Raw genomic sequence first — 15,254 nt, forward strand, 5'->3', positions numbered from 1 at the left:
GTCACAAAAATCCATAATAACCGCACATCATGCCATACCATGCCGGCTCCCGCAGCTATATACTGGACCTATAGATGACAGCAAGAGGAGCGGCTGACGACAGCTGAAGCCGGCTCCAAAATTCCTTATGAACAGGATGATCAAAATGGCGGATCTGCTTCAACTGAACCAGCAATTCCTGCAAGCTTTCGGCGAGAACGGGCAAAACATCCAGTATTATTACGCTCCGGGCCGAGTCAACCTGATCGGCGAGCATACGGACTACAACGGCGGGTATGTGTTCCCGGCGGCGCTGACGTTCGGCACGACGCTGCTGCTTCGTCCCCGAGGCGACCGGGTGCTGCGGATGGCATCCGCCAATTTCCCGTTGACGGGAGAGATCGATCTGGACTCCATCGCCTACCGCGAGGAGGACGACTGGATGAACTATCCCAAGGGAGTCGTCAAGGAGCTTCAGAACCGCGGAAAAGGGCCTGCCCACGGTTATGACATGCTGTACAGCGGAGAGATTCCGAACGGAGCCGGCCTTTCCTCCTCCGCTTCCATCGAGGTGCTGACCGCCTACGCGCTGCTGGCCGAAGGCGGGCATGGCATCGACAGGACGGAGCTTGCGCTGCTGGCCCAGAAATCCGAGAACGAGTTCAACGGCGTCCAGTGCGGCATCATGGACCAGTTCGCGGTGGCGAACGGCCGCGAGAACGAGGCGATCCTCCTGATGTGCGATACGCTGGAGCATCGGCATGTTCCCTTCGATTCGGGAGACTGCGTCCTCGTCATCGGCAATACGAACAAGCGGCGCGGACTCGTCGATTCCAAATATAACGAAAGACGGGCGGAATGCGACCAGGCTGTGCATGACCTCCGCTCCGCCTTCCCGGATCTGACGCTGCTGGGGCAGCTGACCCCGGAGCAGCTGGAACAGGAGTCCGGACGGATAGCGAGCGATACGGTCCGCAAGCGCGCGAAGCATGTCGTGGAAGAAATCGCCCGCGTCCTGGAATCGGTGCGCGTTCTCGAGAAGGGCGACCTGAACGCATTCGGAGCGCTGATGAACGCGTCCCACGATTCCTTGAGGGATCTGTACGAAGTAACCGGTCCGGAGCTTGACGCCATGGTGGAAGCGGCCCGCATGGCGCCGGGCGTGCTCGGCTCCCGGATGACAGGCGCCGGCTTCGGCGGCTGCACCGTCTCCCTGGTGCGCAAGGACAGCGTGGACGGCTTCAAGGCCGCTGTAGCGGACAGTTATACGAAGAAGACCGGGCTGATCCCGGACTTCTACGTCTGCTCGATCGGCGGCGGCGCCGGCCGTCTGGACGCTCCGGTCTGATCGTTGCGGACAATGAAGCTTCCGGCCCGGGACAACCAGCATCCCAAGCCGGATGCCCAAGCGGCGGAATATGTCGTATGATTCAGTAGGCAGCATATCAGACGAGCTTTTCGAGAGGAGAGGGAACCATGGCTGTATTGGTAACGGGAGGAGCCGGTTATATCGGTTCGCATGCAGTAGCGGCGCTGCTGGAAAACGGCGAGGAGGTTGTCGTGGTCGACAACCTGCAGCAGGGCCATCGCGAGGCGGTGCTCGGCGGGAAGCTGTACGAGGGAGATTTGCGGGATGCCGGGTTGCTGGACCGGGTATTCGGCGAGAACTCCATCGACGCGGTCATTCATTTTGCGGCGAGCAGCCTGGTCGGGGAGAGCATGAAGGACCCGGGCAAATACTACCATAACAACGTCTATGGAACGCTGTGCCTGCTGGAAGCGATGAACCGCGCCGGCGTGCGCCGGATCGTCTTCTCCAGCACGGCTGCGACTTATGGAGAGCCTGAGCAGGTGCCGATCTCCGAGCTGGACCGCACGGAGCCGACCAATGCCTATGGGGAAACGAAGCTGGCGATGGAAAAAATGATTCGCTGGTTCGACCGGGCGCATGGATTCCGGTTCATATCCCTTCGGTATTTCAATGCCGCAGGCGCTCACGAAAGCGGGCGAATCGGAGAGGATCATGATCCCGAGACGCATCTGATTCCGATCGTGCTCCAGACAGCACTGGGCCAGAGGAGCCATATCTCGGTATTCGGAGAAGATTACCCGACGGCAGACGGCAGCTGCATCCGCGATTACATCCATGTCAGCGACCTTGCCGACGCCCATATGCTCGCCGTCAAGCGCCTGCGCCAAGGAGCGGACAGCGCCGTCTACAATCTCGGCAACGGACACGGCTTCTCCGTGAAGGAAGTCGTCGAGATCGCCCGCCGGATTACGGGCCGCGAGATTCCGGCGGTCATCGAGCCGCGCAGAGCCGGCGATCCCGCCGTGCTGGTCGCTTCTTCCGAGAGGGCCCGCACGGAGCTCGGATGGAATCCGCAGCGCAGCGATCTGGAGAACATCATCGCCAGCGCTTGGCAGTGGCATCAGGCCAAGCCGCAAGGCTACAACAGCTAAACGGCTGCCAAGACCGGCCGTATTCCCGGGAGGAGAGCATTTCCATGAACGAAAGTCCACTTATTCCGCATGATCAGCATGTCTCGGAAGCAATCGGGAGGCTGGTCGCCTTTGCTCTGGAGAGGGGCATGCTGGAGCCGCTGGACGCAGGCGCAGCTCGCAATTCGCTCCTTGACCTGCTCGGTCTGGCCGCTCCAGCGGCCGGCTCGGAAGAGCTTCCGTCCTGGGGGCAGGGGCTGCTGGATGCGCCGGATGACGCCGATAGAGCCTCGCTGGCGGCAGGCTTGCCGGCAGCGGGGGCCGGGGCGCCGGAGCTGCTGCGGCCGCTTCTGGACTATGCCGCTGCATCCGGCATGATCCGGGACAGCGTTACGGAGCGGGATTTGCTGGATGCACGATTGATGGGATTGCTCATGCCGCGGCCGTCCGAGACGCATGCCCGCTTCCGGGCTGCTGCGGCGGAGCGCGGCATCCGGCAGGCGACGGATGAGTTCTATCGGCTCAATATCGACGCCAACTACATCCGTCTCGACCGCGTCGCGCTCAATAGGAACTGGATCCATCCGACGGCTTACGGACCGCTCGAAATGACCGTCAACCTATCGAAGCCGGAAAAGGATCCCGCCGAGATCGCCATGCTCAGAAGCATGCCCCCTTCGGCCTATCCGAAGTGCCTGCTGTGCAAGGAGAACATGGGTTATGCCGGAAGAGCCGATCATCCGGCCCGGCAGAACCACCGGATTCTGCCCTTGCGCCTGAGCGGCGAGTCCTGGTTCCTTCAATATTCTCCGTATGTGTACTACAAGGAGCATTGCATCGTCTTCCGGGCCGAGCACAGCCCGATGTCGATCACGCACCGCACTTTCGGCAGGCTGCTGGAGTTCACGGAGCAGATTCCGCATTATTTTGTCGGCTCCAACGCCGATCTTCCCATTGTCGGAGGCTCGATCCTCAGCCATGACCATTTCCAGGGAGGACGGCATGTCTTCCCGATGGAAGAGGCTCCCGTAGAGGAGAGCTTCTCCCATTCATCCCGGCCGGACATCTCCTACGGAATCGTCCGATGGCCGATGAGCGTGCTGCGGCTGGCGGGCCGAGACCGGCGGGAGCTCGCCGAAGCCGCATCGGATGTACTCGACGCCTGGAGAGAATACAGCGATCCCGAGGCGGAGATCCATGCTCATACAGAGGCGCATGGGACGCGCATTCCGCATAACACGATTACTCCGGTGGCAAGGCGCAAGGAAGACGGAGTGTACGAGCTTGATCTCGTGCTTCGCAACAACCGGACCAGCGAGGAGCATCCCGAAGGCATTTTCCACCCTCATCGCCATCTCCATCATCTGAAGAGGGAAAATATCGGCCTGATCGAAGTGATGGGGCTGGCCGTGCTGCCTGGGCGGCTCAAGGCGGAGATGGAAATCATCGCTGCGTGTCTATCCGGAGCGCTGCAATGGGAGGATGTCGCAGCGGGAGCGGACGGCGCGGCCATGGCTCCGCATGGACGCTGGTACGCCGAGCTGATGCAGGCATGGGGAAAGACGATGGATCGCGAAGCCGCTATGCAGGCGGTACTGGATTCCGCAGGAGACAAGTTCCTGCAGGTGCTGACGGATGCGGGCGTCTATAAGCGGACGGCTGAGGGCCGCGCGGCGTTCAAGCGGTTTGCCGCCGCTGCCGGGCTTCAGCCGGACAACGGCTGAGCGGAACATTTGGATGTCGATGGGCATGGCGGCACAAAAACGCAGGACGGCATTTCAAGCCGTTTTGCGTTTTTTTATGCACAAAAGTAAAAGAGAGAGAGCGAATGATGTCGAATGGTCTGGAAAAGGTGAACATTTTTTCGAAAGGGCAGAAGCATATGTTCAATAATGGCGAATAATAAGATAAAAATTCACTCATTCAAGCGAAAAAATAATTGTGTAAGTCAATTTTCTATGGTATTTTTTAATATATATTCGTTAATTAATAAATGATAATGAGACACATCTGATATTTGGAGGGGTAAAATTTGATGCCGATTATGCCGCTTGATGAATTTTTGAAGCTGGAATCCGATGAGCAAGTTGAAAAACTTAAGCGCTGGAAGACGGATTACACGCTGAAAGATATCCGGGAAGCTTGGGGCTTCAAGCATTCCGCTCAATATTACATGCTCCTTAAGAAGCTGCGCATTTACGAGCGCGTAGTCAACAAATCCGACAAGTTCTATCCGGACCAGCTGGCAGGCTCCAACCCGGGAACGGGCGAATTCGCTTATATGCCGCGCGAGGTCAAGCTGCCGGCCGACCAATTCGGCTATCAGCTCAACGTATCTCTTACGGGACCGGAGCTGGCCGACAAGCTCGAGCGGCTGGCGCAGTTCCTTCGCGGCGAGCAGAAGCTCGTCAACGTGAAGCTTTCCGTGGAAGCGGCTGCCGAAGAAACGGCTGCCAGCGAAGCTGCACCGGAAAAAGAAGCCGTCTAGACGGCGACAAGCCAAACACCCCCGCATGCATGCGGGGGTGTTTTTTGCTCTCCGGAGCTTTGCGGCCCGGACGGGGATCAGCGTGGCGCGCGGAGCTTGCCGAGTTCGGAGACGAGAGCCTCCACTTCGCTGATGCTGAAGTTGGATTTGGACGATACGATTTCATAGAGTTCCCGGATATCCTCATAACAGCCCGGTCCGAAGCTGGAAGCCTGCATGGCGGCCGCTGTGGCCATTTTCAGCTTGGTTTTGATGGCTTCGATCATGAATTCTACATTTTCCTGGGTCGGCTGGCTAAGGTCAGTCATGGAAAACCTCCTGCGGATATATGGCTTTCATCCATTGTACCATGAAAGCCATTGCCTTCCCATGTGCGCCATCCGGCCGTCAAATTGAACGGAGCCTGCTCTTCCGGTACAATAGAAGCAAACTAATCTGCCAGCGTTAATGGGGGCGCGGATATGAAGCGGGAACTGAAGCAAATCCGTCCGGAAGACGCGGCCAAGTGGGCAAGGGTCGACGGGCGGGGTCTGGAAACGTTTTTTGAATCGGTTGCCGAGAAACATCCCTTGCGGGACGAGGTTGTCTTTTTATGCATCGGAAGCGACCGTTCGACGGGCGACTCGCTGGGACCGCTCGCCGGCTCCATGCTGCGGGAAAAAGGCTTTCCCCGGGTGACGGGGACGCTTGAGCAGCCATGCGATTCGGAGCAGGTCGGTCCGATCCTGGCGACACTCAGCGAGACGGCATGCGTCATCGCCATCGATGCTTGCCTCGGCCGCTCGGAATCGACGGGGCTTTACCTCGTGCGCAGCGGTCCGCTGCAGCCGGGACAAGCCATCGGGCAGCAGCTGCCGCCGGTAGGAGACTACAGCGTCGCCGCTGTCGTCAATACTCAGGGACATAAGCCCTATTGGATCATCCAGACGACGAGCCTGTACCGCGTCATCGGCATGGCGCAGGGAATCGCGGACGCAGCTGCGGCTGCCTGGCCTGCGGCGGCGTCGGACATGCCTGAGGAGGGTGGAACCGGAGGTCAGTTCGGTTTCGCGAGCAGGTCCGCGGACAATCGCAGGGGCAATGACGCTTCTTGATGCCGAGAACGAAGTTCGAATTCCGAGTTCAACTTTCAACTTATAAGGCAAAGGAAAGGAATGATCGAAGATGTCCGACCGATCGCTTGCAACCCGCAAGCTGACGCTGAGCAACGGAACGGAGCTGGCCTATAGAGACAATGGAGGCGCAGCGGGACAGGATGTGCTTGTTCTTCTGCACGGCTTCTGCGGAAGCTCCGCCTATTGGGAGAAGGTGCTCCCGATCCTGGAAAAAAGATATCGGGTGCTGACGCCGGATTTGCGCGGCCACGGCGGTTCTTCGGGAGCCCGGGAAGCGGTGCTCGGCATGGAGGAGCTTGCGGAGGATGTCGCTGCCCTCCTGGATGCGCTGGAAGCCGGGCCGGCTGTCGTGCTGGGCCATTCGCTCGGAGGTTATGCGGCTCTTGCTCTTGCCGAAAGACATGCAGCCCTCCTGAAGGGATTCGCGCTGGTCCACTCCACGCCGCTGCCGGACAGCGCCGAAGCGCAGGCCGGGCGCGACAAGGCGGCTGCGGCATTGCGCGCGGACGGCATCAAGCCCTTCGTGGATGGCCTTGTTCCGAAGCTGTTCGCGCACGAGCGGGCCGAGTCCGAGCTTGCCGAACGGGCGAAGGAGATCGGCTACGGCACGTCGGCGGAGAGCGCCGCTGCCATAGCGCTCGGCATGAAAGCCCGTTCCGGCCGCAGCCATGTCGTGGAGCAGTCGGAGCTGCCCGTGCTGCTCGTTGCCGGAGCCAAGGACGGCGTCGTTCCGCCGGAGCGGGTGTTCGCCGCGCGCGGCAGCCGCTCCAGCACGATCGTGCTGGATGACAGCGGGCATATGGGGATGATGGAAGCTCCGGATAAACTGGCGGAAGCGATCGAGGACTGGATGCGGGAAAGCTTCCCGGCCAGCGAATAAACAGCCGGGCTGGATATTCCGGCGGCGGGAAGGAAGAAATTCATGTTCCAGCGGGATTATATCATGCGGATGATCGAACAGCTCGGACAGGTAGCCGGGGCCGTGCTAGGGCTCAAAAAAGAATGGAGGCATGCGGAGGCGCTCCAGGCGATCGAGGAGCTGCTGGAGAAGCAGTTCCGGCTCAACTCGCGCCTGCTGCGCAGCTTGTCCGACGAGGATCTCGTCGCCATGCTGTCGCGCAGCGGGAATCCGGACCATGCCCAGCTGCAGGTGCTTGCCGTCCTGCTTCGCGAGGAAGCGGACTTGCTGCTGGAGCTTGGACAGGAGTCCGCCGCCTTCGTGCTCCGTATCAAATCGCTCCATCTGTTCATGAGGCTGTCCCTGATGGGCGCGGAACGGATCGCGGCGGATCCGGACGAAGAAGCCGAACGCCAGCTTGAAGCGCTTGCTTCCTACGAGCTGCCCCCGGATACGAAGCGGCTGGCAGCCCGCTGGATGGAGCAGCGGGGAAGCTATGCCCTCGCCGAGGATCTGATGTTCGAGCTTGAGGAGGACGGGGAGCTGGCGCCGGGAGAGAACGAGGCGTTTTACCGCAGGCTGCTGCTTCAAGACGATGAGCGGCTCGCTGCGGGAGGAGTTACCCGGCTTGAGCTTCTTACGGTTCTCAAGGAAGACCGCATAGGATAGGCGGACGGTTCTAGAGACAAGAAGTCCTGACCATTGCACGAGCAGCCCGGATCCTCGGACGGGGCCCCGCGCCGGCCTGTCGCCGGAGCGGGGCCCCGCTTGGCGGATACGATTCAAGAAGGAGTTATGGATGACATGGACAAGCAAGAGGAAACGACCGCCTGGGAGCAGACGATAGGCGAAGCAGCCGAGAGAGGAGAGCTTCTGCAAGCTTCGATGAGCGGCCTGAGGAGAAGCTCGGACGAGGTCGCGCCGCGAACGGTCGTCCGGCCGGTCAAGCTGAAGTCGGGCTTCCGCTACCAGTTCGAGAGCCATCACAAGACCAAGGTGCTTCATGAAAATCTCGACCCGGAAGCTGCGGCCGCGCGCATCGTCCTGCTCATGAAGGAGCATTACCGCCAGGCGATCTTCAAGACGCCGGAGGCCGATCTTCAGCTTCTGCTGAACAAAAAAGGAAAAGCGGCGCTGCTTCGGAAGCCGGCGACCGCGAAGATGGCGGAGATCGGAACGGCCTCCCATGACCGCATGAAGAAGCGGGTGCTTGAAGGCTCCGCGCCGGCGCCGTTCCTTGTCGAGCTCGGCATCATGACGGCAGAGGGCCGGGTGAAGGCGGACAAGCAGGATAAATATCGCCAAATCAACCGTTTCCTTGAAATGGTGAACGATGTGGCCGACCAGCTGCCGGAAGGCCGTGAGCTGAAGATCGTCGACTTCGGCTGCGGCAAGTCCTATCTCACCTTTGCCTTGTACCATCTGCTCGCGGTCGAGCAGAAGCGCTCCATTTCCGTCATCGGGCTGGATCTCAAGGAGGATGTCATCGCTTTCTGCTCCTCGCTGGCGGACAGGCTCGGCTATGAATCGCTTCGCTTCCAGGTGGGGGACATCGGCCGCTTCGGCGAGCTGTCGGCCGCGGACATGGTCGTCACGCTGCATGCCTGCGACACGGCTACCGATGCGGCGCTGGCCAAGGCGGTCGGCTGGGACGCTTCCGTCATCCTGTCGGTGCCATGCTGCCAGCACGAGGCATTCGGCCAAATACGCAGCGGGGAGCTGGCTCCGCTCCTGGGGCATGGCCTGCTGAAGGAGCGGTTCGCGGCGCTGGCGACGGATGCGGCCCGGACGGCGCTGCTGGAAGCGGCAGGCTATCGGACCCAGGTGCTGGAGTTCATCGACCCTGAGCATACGCCCAAAAACCTGATGATCCGCGCGGTCCGCAGAAAAGGCTCGCCAAGCGGCAAGCCCGAAAAGGAAAAGCTGCTGGAGTACCGCCGCTATCGGGACAGCCTCAATCTGGATCCGGCTCTCGAGCGGGAGCTTGCGGCGGCCGGAAGGCTTCCTTCGCTGTAGCTCCATTCCTTCCAATTATCGATATGTTCAGAGAACCCTGTTCCTTTATCGGAACAGGGTTCTCTGTCGCGCTCAATTGAGGGTGGCGGACCCTGATGCCTGTGATATAATGGAAGACAATGGATTTTTAAGCGAATGGGTGAAGCAATTGGAATCATGGATATGGGCTGATTTCAGTTTGTTCGTGTTTATGCTTGGCCTATTTTTCTATCTCTTTCTTCATAACCCTATGACGCGGCTACATAAGGTATATTTGCTTTTCCACTTCTCGATGATGTTATGGCCGCTGACTCAATTCGCAGCCAGGACGACGGACAATCCTCATTTCCAGCTGTTCTACATTTCGGCCTCCTTCTCGTCCCTCGCGCTGCAGGGAGCCGGCTGGCTCGTGCTCACCTTCTTCCTTACAGGCCAGTCCTATCTGCTTACCCGCCGGGCATCGACAGCTCTGGCCGTCCCCGTCGCCTTGACGGTGATCGGCATACTGGCCAATCCGCGGGGGCTGTTCGTCCGGACAGGCGGAGACATATGGGTTCAGAGGGAGTACGGCCCTATTTTCTGGATCCTGTTCGCCGAGATTGTCCTGCTCTGCCTTCTGTCCATGATCTGTATCGTGAAAGCGCTGCGACGGGGGGTGACCCCGAGGCACCGGAGCCAGGTAGGGATGGCTCTCAAGGGACTGCTGCTCTTCCTGGCCTTCGGATGGGCCGATCTTCTCGTAAATGTCGTGTTCAGTCCGTATTTCCCCGATATTCCCGGCATCACCTCGCTTGGACTCGCTCTTTCGGCCTTGTATTTCACGACATCGATCCAGCGCTACCGCGTTTTCGATATCGTGCGGATCGCGCAGAAAGATATCGCAGATTCGCTTGCGGCCGGTCTGATCGTCATCGATGCGCATGACGTGGTGCTGGAATGCAACCGTTCAATGGAATCGTACATGGCGGCAAAGACGGGGGACCGGGTCGATCTGGCGGCATTCCTTCGGGAATGCGGTACGGATACTGCGGAAACGGAGGCCTTCATGGCCAAATATGGCTCCGTCATACCGGAGCGGGTACAGATGGAGCTGGCCATTCCAGGACCGGACGCCGTCGGCATGAGGCATGTCCTTCTGGATGCTTCCCCCATCCTCTCCGGGACGAAAGAGCTTCTCGGCAGGGTGATCTCCATGCAGGATGTGACGGAGATCCGCTATCTGGTGGAAGAAAAGAACCGGCAGAACGAGATGCTGCAGCTTCGCAACAGGGAGCTCGTCCAAATTCAGGAGGAGCTGTTCAAGGCGAACCTGAAGCTGGAGCAGATGGCGACGACCGACAGCCTGACCGGCTGCTACAACAGGCGGTTCCTGATGCAGCGGCTGGAGCATGAGATGGCGGCGAATATCCGCTATCACATTCCTTTCGCCGTCATCATGTTCGATATCGACCTGTTCAAGCAGATCAACGACAGCTACGGCCATCTGATCGGGGATGAGGTGCTGTTCGGCACGGCGGAGGCGGTGAGGGGCATCCTGCGCAGATCCGATCTATTGGCCCGCTACGGAGGGGAGGAGTTCGCCATCTACTTGCCCCACACGAACCGGCAGCAGGCGGAGAAGCTGGCCGAACGGCTCAAGGAGACGGTGGAGAGCAACCGCATCGTGACGGGAACGGCGGGACTTTACATATCGATTACGATCAGCGTCGGCGTGTTGTCCGTCGAGGGCCGCCAGACTCCTTCGGAAGCAAGGGAATCCGCCGCTTACATCCGGCATTTGTTCGAGCAGGCGGATGCGGCTCTGTACGAGGCCAAGAACAACGGCCGCAATTGCATCGTAGGCCGCAAGCTCGCTTGATGCCCATATGGGACAGATGACCCCCTTAAAGGCATGACACGACCGCGAATATTCTGATAGAATAGAACCAATTCCTGCAAGTTCAATTTTAGCTGCAAGAAGGCATGATATTCTAAAAGCGGAGCCGTAAGTCATGAGAAAAGTACTAGTTAGCAGCGTACAGCCGGGCGCAAGGCTCGCAAGGCCAATCTTTCGCGAGGACGGCAACATCCTGCTCGGAGCGGGCATGGAGCTCAGCAGCCGTTATATCCAGCGATTGACCGAGCTTGGCATCGACATCATATTTGTGGAGGATGCGCTTACCGAGGGCATCGAGCCGAGCGAGACGATCCGGGACAGCACTAGGCGCAAAGCCGCGGAAGCGATGCATAAGCTGATGACGGTCCAGATCAGCCAGCCCCAAGCCAGGGGCAGAGCCGCGCTTCCGGAAATGGGCAGGACGTTCCGATCCGTCTTCGGCGATATCATGAACGATGTCCTGACCCGGGAGGACGTATTCGTAGAGCTCGGGCAAATTCATACCCACGATTCCTATCTGTTCCAGCATTCCATCAATGTGGCCGTGCTGGCCGGCATTATCGGCATTGCCAAAGGGTTCAACCGCAACCAGCTCGAGGAGCTCGGCATCGGAGCGCTTCTGTTCGACATCGGCATGACGCGCGTGCCGAAGCCGCTGCTGCAGAAGCCGGGGCCTCTGACAGCGGAGGAGCGGAAGATCGTCGAGAACCATACTGTGGAAGGCTTCGATCTTCTCCGCAAGCAGCATGACGTCTCCCTGCTTTCCGCGCACTGCGCCCTTCAGCATCATGAACGCTATGACGGGAGCGGCTATCCCCGCGGGATCAAGAAAGACGAGATCCACATCTACGCCCAGATCGTCGGCATCGCCGATGTGTTCGATGCGCTGACCGCGTCACGGCCATACCGCAAAAGATACACGCCTTCCGAGGCGATCGAATTTTTATTCGCATCCGGCAACACCTATTTCGATCTTGATCTGGTCCGGCTGTTCTGCAATCATATTTCCATGTATCCCGTCTCTACGACGGTGGAGCTGAACACGGGGCAGATCGGCGTCGTCTCCAAAAACTTCCAGGTCGCCGTGCATCGTCCGATTCTTCGCATCATCAAGGAAGCAGACGGCTCGGAGCCGTCCGTACCGTATGACATCGACCTGCGGACCGAGCTGCATCTGACCATTATCCGGGAAGTTTAGTTTTGCCAAGGCACCCCACAGGCTCAGGAGGAATGTTCCATGATGCAAATGCCGGAATCATCGCCGACCCCTCAAGCAGAATCGGGTCACCAGTCTGGAGACGACAGCACCTGGCTGGAGCAGACATTGATCCCTTCGCTTCTGCTCGGCAGCCGGACGATCGTCGAGCAAGACGGCTTGATCGAGGAAGGAACGCTTACCTTGATGGAGGGAGACCTCATCGAGGTCGGCGTTGCCAGGCCCCAGCTGTTCGTGCTGGGCAAATCCGTCTGGCTCACCGTGGAGTCGGTTTCCGGTATGTATCGGATGCCTTCGCGGGTGATCGGACGCCGGGAAGGCTCCCTCGCCCTGCTGTTTCCTTACGAGCGATACCTGCTTCCGGAAGAGAAAAGGATTCATCCCCGGATCGAAGTGAACTGTGCCGGCCGTCTGCTCGTCGGAGACCGGAGCGCGAACCGCAAGCCGACCCGCACGGATCTGCTCCGCTTCCAATGGTCGGACGAGCTTCGGCACAACGGGCTTGACGAGGCGCTGCTGCAGAAGCTGGAAAAGCTGATGGACGAGGAGGATCTTTCCCATCTGGAGCAGCAGGACGAGCTGCGCCGCAAGAAGGCGGCGCTGGCCGAAATCACGGTATGCAACATCAGCCTGGAGGGCGTCGGGTTCAGGGCGTCGAAAGAGATCGATCTTCCCTGCTCCGGCGAAGTGGAGGCCGTCCTTGACCTCGGGTTCGAGCTCCATTGCAGGCTCGAGGTGTTATGGAGGCAGGACGCTGCCGGCGCGCCATCCTATGGAGCGAGATTGGGGGCGCTGGAGCCGGAAGCGGCCCGCCAGCTCCGCGCCTTTATCGTCCATGAGCAGATGAAGCAGTATTATTTGGCCCGCAGAGCCGGACGGCAAGGTTCGGAGGATGGGGCTGCCGAATAGGGATTGCCCGAGATCATCCCGGCCGCTGCCGCTTGCAGAAGCCGGGATGATTTTTTTGCCTTCAAAAGCCTGCTCTGCAGGCTTTTTTGTTTTTGGCTGACGAAGGCGAAGATAAAGACAAAGACAAAGACAAAGACAAAGACAAAGACAAAGACAAAGACAAAGACAAAAACAAAAACAATGACAATGACAACAGCAGCTTCAAGAAGTTCTTTAAACGATAGGGCCTTAATGGGATTCCCTGAATATAAGGTTTGGAGGCTTGGATAGCGGCAACAATGGGAGCAGAAGGGGGGCTGCCTCATGCAATCGGAATCCGGTGGAAAAAGCGTTCAGAAAGGGGAGGAGACTCCTGCGCGAAAAAGAGGCCGGAAGACGCTTGGCCGCATCCGGATGAAAGGGATATCCTTGCACGGAGCGGCGGGGGCTGCGGCTTGCGCAACGCTGCTTGTTTGGGTAATGAGCCGGGCAGGTATGTACTTCGATGAGCGCTACTACGGCTTGCAAACGATGCTTTGCCTAGCGGCTGCTGCTTCGCTCCTCGGGGCAGGACTGAGGCGTAAAGGGACAACGGCAGCAGGGCGGAGAGTGAAAGCGAGGAAGCTCGCCGAAGCGAGGCTGTTATCGCAGCCGGATAAATGGCCGTCGGCAATGCGGAGAACGCGGGATAAGATGCGGGCGGCGGGGAGGTCGGGGACACAGGGGAAGATCTGGACGGCGGCGAGGCCGGGAACGCAGGAAGAGTTGCGGATGGGGGCGAGACGGGGAACGCAGGAGAAGATGCCGACGGGGGCGAGACGGGGAACGCAGGAGAAGATGCCGACGGGGGCGAGACGGAGAGCGAGCAGGATAAATGGGCTGCTGACGGCGGCCTGCTTCCTTGCTGCGGCGTTGTCGGTGCTGTGCGTTGTCGGGCTTGCTTTCTCGCCTGTTTCGGTGCGAGGCAGCCTGAATGAAGCGCTCCGCTGGAGCGTGCCGGCCGCACTGCTAGTGCTGCTGCGAACTCGTGTGGCCGGAAGCGGCAGTCTCGCTGGCGGCATTCAGCTGTTCGCAGCTGCCGCGGTCGCCGTCTCTGCAGCCGCGTGGTTCGGCTGGATTACCGGAACCGATTATATTTTGTTCACGGGAGATGAACGCTTGTCCGCATCGGGCATGAGACTGGCGGGCTGGCTGCAGTACAGCAATTCCCTCGGGGCTTTCATGGCGGCACTCCTTGTGTTCCAGTGGAAAATCCTCGCCGGCGGCAACCGCTTGCTCCGCTGGAGCGCTGCGCTTCTCGCCGCTCCTTGCTTTGCCGTTCTCGTGCTGACGGAGTCGCGCGGCTCATGGGCGGCTGCCGGAGCAGGCCTGCTGCTCGGGATGCTCCTATCTCCAAGGAACATCCGATCGCGATGGCTGGTGTCAGCCGCCGGGACTTTGCCGGGGGGAGCGGCGCTGACGGGAATAGCCTATTGCCTTGGGTACGCCGCTTGGGGCATTCCCAACGCCGGAACGCCGTTGAGAGAGGCGGCGGCTTGGGCCGCTGCTCCGGCCGTGCTGGCTGTTGGCGCCTTATTCCTGCTGCAGCTGGTCTCTATTTGCCGGAAAGAGATTCCGTCCGACCCAATTTTCAAGTCTCTGGCAAAAAATAGATCGGGATTTCCAAACGAAGCTGCTTCAAACCCGGGGAAGCGAGGTTGGAGGAGCCCGCTTTCTGCTAAGCCTTTGAGTTGGAGACTGCTTGCGTCCGGAGGAATCCTGTTGGCGGCCGCGCTGCTGTGGCTGCCTTTGAGTCCTGTCCATCGGGCGGCCGCTTCGCAGGAGACGGGGGCATCGCGGCTGATGTATTACCTGGATGCTCTAAGCATCGCGGCCAAAGCTCCTTTTCTAGGGACGGGAGGGGATTCGTGGCGGAGCCTATTCCGCTCTGTGCAGCGAGTTCCGTATACGGGAAGCGAAGTCCACAGCGGCTACCTCGACCAGCTTATGGATCATGGAGCTGCAGGCCTGCTGCTGATGCTGCTGTTTGCCGCCGTCCTGCTGGCATTGGCCGCTACGGGCAGAAAGGATGGGGCCGCAGCGCCTGCGGCGCTCCTTCTGCATGCCGCGGTGGATATCGATATGTCGTACGGGCTGTTCTGGATCTTCCTTATTTTCCTGGCTGCCGGAAGCGCCTCGATGGAAGCGGGAGGAGACGCGTGGGAAACGGTACGGCGAGAGCCCAATGCCATTGTCATGACGGCAAAAGAGAGAGGGGCGCCTATGATCAGGCGGCGCGAAATGCCACGCATCGCGCGCCGGGCCGCGCTGCTGCTGTTCGCCTGCTGGCTGGCGGCCGCTGCCGCCGCCAGCCAGCA

At 59.8% G+C, this 15,254-nt stretch carries 14 protein-coding genes; 12 read left to right on the plus strand and 2 right to left on the minus strand.

Going from position 1 to position 15,254, the window contains the following annotated elements; genetic code table 11:
- Positions 1-145: 145 nt before the first annotated feature.
- The 4 genes from PHU01S_RS24575 (at position 146) to PHU01S_RS24590 (ending at position 4,909) form a co-directional block, all read left to right on the plus strand.
- Positions 146-1,327 (plus strand): galactokinase, encoded by a 1,182-nt coding sequence (locus PHU01S_RS24575; protein WP_048750093.1) that lies wholly within the window; start codon positions 146-148, stop codon positions 1,325-1,327.
- 128 nt (positions 1,328-1,455) lie between these two features.
- Positions 1,456-2,442, plus strand: coding sequence for a UDP-glucose 4-epimerase GalE (gene galE / locus PHU01S_RS24580; RefSeq protein WP_021879977.1), 987 nt, complete (start codon positions 1,456-1,458; stop codon positions 2,440-2,442).
- Between the two features lie 44 nt (positions 2,443-2,486).
- Complete coding sequence (locus PHU01S_RS24585; RefSeq protein WP_127510352.1) at positions 2,487-4,145, plus strand: UDP-glucose--hexose-1-phosphate uridylyltransferase; 1,659 nt, start codon at positions 2,487-2,489, stop codon at positions 4,143-4,145.
- Between the two features lie 320 nt (positions 4,146-4,465).
- The gene (locus PHU01S_RS24590) at positions 4,466-4,909 is read left to right on the plus strand and encodes a hypothetical protein (RefSeq protein ID WP_246029333.1); all 444 of its coding nucleotides are present in this window, start codon (positions 4,466-4,468) and stop codon (positions 4,907-4,909) included.
- A gap of 77 nt (positions 4,910-4,986) precedes the next feature.
- On the opposite strand, the gene PHU01S_RS24595 is transcribed toward PHU01S_RS24590, so the two are convergent.
- Positions 4,987-5,217, minus strand: coding sequence for a DUF1128 domain-containing protein (locus PHU01S_RS24595; protein WP_021879974.1), 231 nt, complete (start codon positions 5,215-5,217; stop codon positions 4,987-4,989).
- Positions 5,218-5,370: 153 nt separating this feature from the next.
- Between PHU01S_RS24595 and yyaC the strand changes: the two genes are divergently transcribed.
- The 7 genes from yyaC to PHU01S_RS24630 all read left to right on the plus strand — a co-directional run bounded on the left by yyaC (position 5,371) and on the right by PHU01S_RS24630 (position 12,918).
- The gene (gene yyaC / locus PHU01S_RS24600) at positions 5,371-6,003 is read left to right on the plus strand and encodes a spore protease YyaC (RefSeq protein ID WP_021879973.1); all 633 of its coding nucleotides are present in this window, start codon (positions 5,371-5,373) and stop codon (positions 6,001-6,003) included.
- Between the two features lie 70 nt (positions 6,004-6,073).
- Positions 6,074-6,904: an alpha/beta fold hydrolase gene (locus tag PHU01S_RS24605; RefSeq protein ID WP_127510354.1), complete on the plus strand. Its 831-nt coding sequence runs from the start codon at positions 6,074-6,076 to the stop codon at positions 6,902-6,904.
- A 42-nt stretch (positions 6,905-6,946) separates the two neighbouring features.
- Complete coding sequence (locus PHU01S_RS24610; protein WP_048749571.1) at positions 6,947-7,591, plus strand: DUF6483 family protein; 645 nt, start codon at positions 6,947-6,949, stop codon at positions 7,589-7,591.
- A 135-nt stretch (positions 7,592-7,726) separates the two neighbouring features.
- Positions 7,727-8,938 carry a class I SAM-dependent methyltransferase gene (locus PHU01S_RS24615; protein ID WP_127510358.1) on the plus strand — a complete coding sequence of 404 codons (1,212 nt, stop codon included), beginning with the start codon at positions 7,727-7,729 and terminating at the stop codon, positions 8,936-8,938.
- A gap of 190 nt (positions 8,939-9,128) precedes the next feature.
- Positions 9,129-10,775: a diguanylate cyclase gene (locus PHU01S_RS24620; protein ID WP_281279852.1), complete on the plus strand. Its 1,647-nt coding sequence runs from the start codon at positions 9,129-9,131 to the stop codon at positions 10,773-10,775.
- A gap of 133 nt (positions 10,776-10,908) precedes the next feature.
- Positions 10,909-11,991, plus strand: coding sequence for an HD-GYP domain-containing protein (locus PHU01S_RS24625; protein WP_021879969.1), 1,083 nt, complete (start codon positions 10,909-10,911; stop codon positions 11,989-11,991).
- Positions 11,992-12,030: 39 nt separating this feature from the next.
- Complete coding sequence (locus tag PHU01S_RS24630) at positions 12,031-12,918, plus strand: PilZ domain-containing protein (protein WP_048749566.1); 888 nt, start codon at positions 12,031-12,033, stop codon at positions 12,916-12,918.
- Here the strand turns inward: PHU01S_RS24630 and PHU01S_RS26030 are convergent.
- Entirely contained in the window at positions 12,864-13,223 is a 360-nt protein-coding gene (locus tag PHU01S_RS26030; protein ID WP_164763193.1) for a hypothetical protein, read from the minus strand. The two genes, PHU01S_RS24630 and PHU01S_RS26030, sit on opposite strands and share 55 nt — an antisense overlap.
- Before the next feature lie 445 nt (positions 13,224-13,668).
- Here PHU01S_RS26030 and PHU01S_RS24635 point away from each other — a divergent pair.
- The coding region (locus PHU01S_RS24635) for an O-antigen ligase family protein (protein WP_174806403.1) at positions 13,669-15,254 on the plus strand (1,586 nt) is incomplete at its 3' end.

This window comes from Paenibacillus humicus NBRC 102415 (genome assembly GCF_004000905.1).
In the GTDB taxonomy this organism is placed as follows: domain Bacteria; phylum Bacillota; class Bacilli; order Paenibacillales; family Paenibacillaceae; genus Paenibacillus_O; species Paenibacillus_O humicus.

Bases quoted from the DNA above. Each gene is read 5' to 3' on its own strand.
- PHU01S_RS24575 (WP_048750093.1), top strand. From the start codon at position 146: ATGGCGGATCTGCTTCAACTGAACCAGCAATTCCTGCAAGCTTTCGGC.
- galE (WP_021879977.1), top strand. From the start codon at position 1,456: ATGGCTGTATTGGTAACGGGAGGAGCCGGTTATATCGGTTCGCATGCA.
- PHU01S_RS24585 (WP_127510352.1), top strand. From the start codon at position 2,487: ATGAACGAAAGTCCACTTATTCCGCATGATCAGCATGTCTCGGAAGCA.
- PHU01S_RS24590 (WP_246029333.1), top strand. From the start codon at position 4,466: ATGCCGCTTGATGAATTTTTGAAGCTGGAATCCGATGAGCAAGTTGAA.
- PHU01S_RS24595 (WP_021879974.1), bottom strand. From the start codon at position 5,217: ATGACTGACCTTAGCCAGCCGACCCAGGAAAATGTAGAATTCATGATC.
- yyaC (WP_021879973.1), top strand. From the start codon at position 5,371: ATGAAGCGGGAACTGAAGCAAATCCGTCCGGAAGACGCGGCCAAGTGG.
- PHU01S_RS24605 (WP_127510354.1), top strand. From the start codon at position 6,074: ATGTCCGACCGATCGCTTGCAACCCGCAAGCTGACGCTGAGCAACGGA.
- PHU01S_RS24610 (WP_048749571.1), top strand. From the start codon at position 6,947: ATGTTCCAGCGGGATTATATCATGCGGATGATCGAACAGCTCGGACAG.
- PHU01S_RS24615 (WP_127510358.1), top strand. From the start codon at position 7,727: ATGGACAAGCAAGAGGAAACGACCGCCTGGGAGCAGACGATAGGCGAA.
- PHU01S_RS24620 (WP_281279852.1), top strand. From the start codon at position 9,129: ATGCTTGGCCTATTTTTCTATCTCTTTCTTCATAACCCTATGACGCGG.
- PHU01S_RS24625 (WP_021879969.1), top strand. From the start codon at position 10,909: ATGAGAAAAGTACTAGTTAGCAGCGTACAGCCGGGCGCAAGGCTCGCA.
- PHU01S_RS24630 (WP_048749566.1), top strand. From the start codon at position 12,031: ATGATGCAAATGCCGGAATCATCGCCGACCCCTCAAGCAGAATCGGGT.
- PHU01S_RS26030 (WP_164763193.1), bottom strand. From the start codon at position 13,223: ATGAGGCAGCCCCCCTTCTGCTCCCATTGTTGCCGCTATCCAAGCCTC.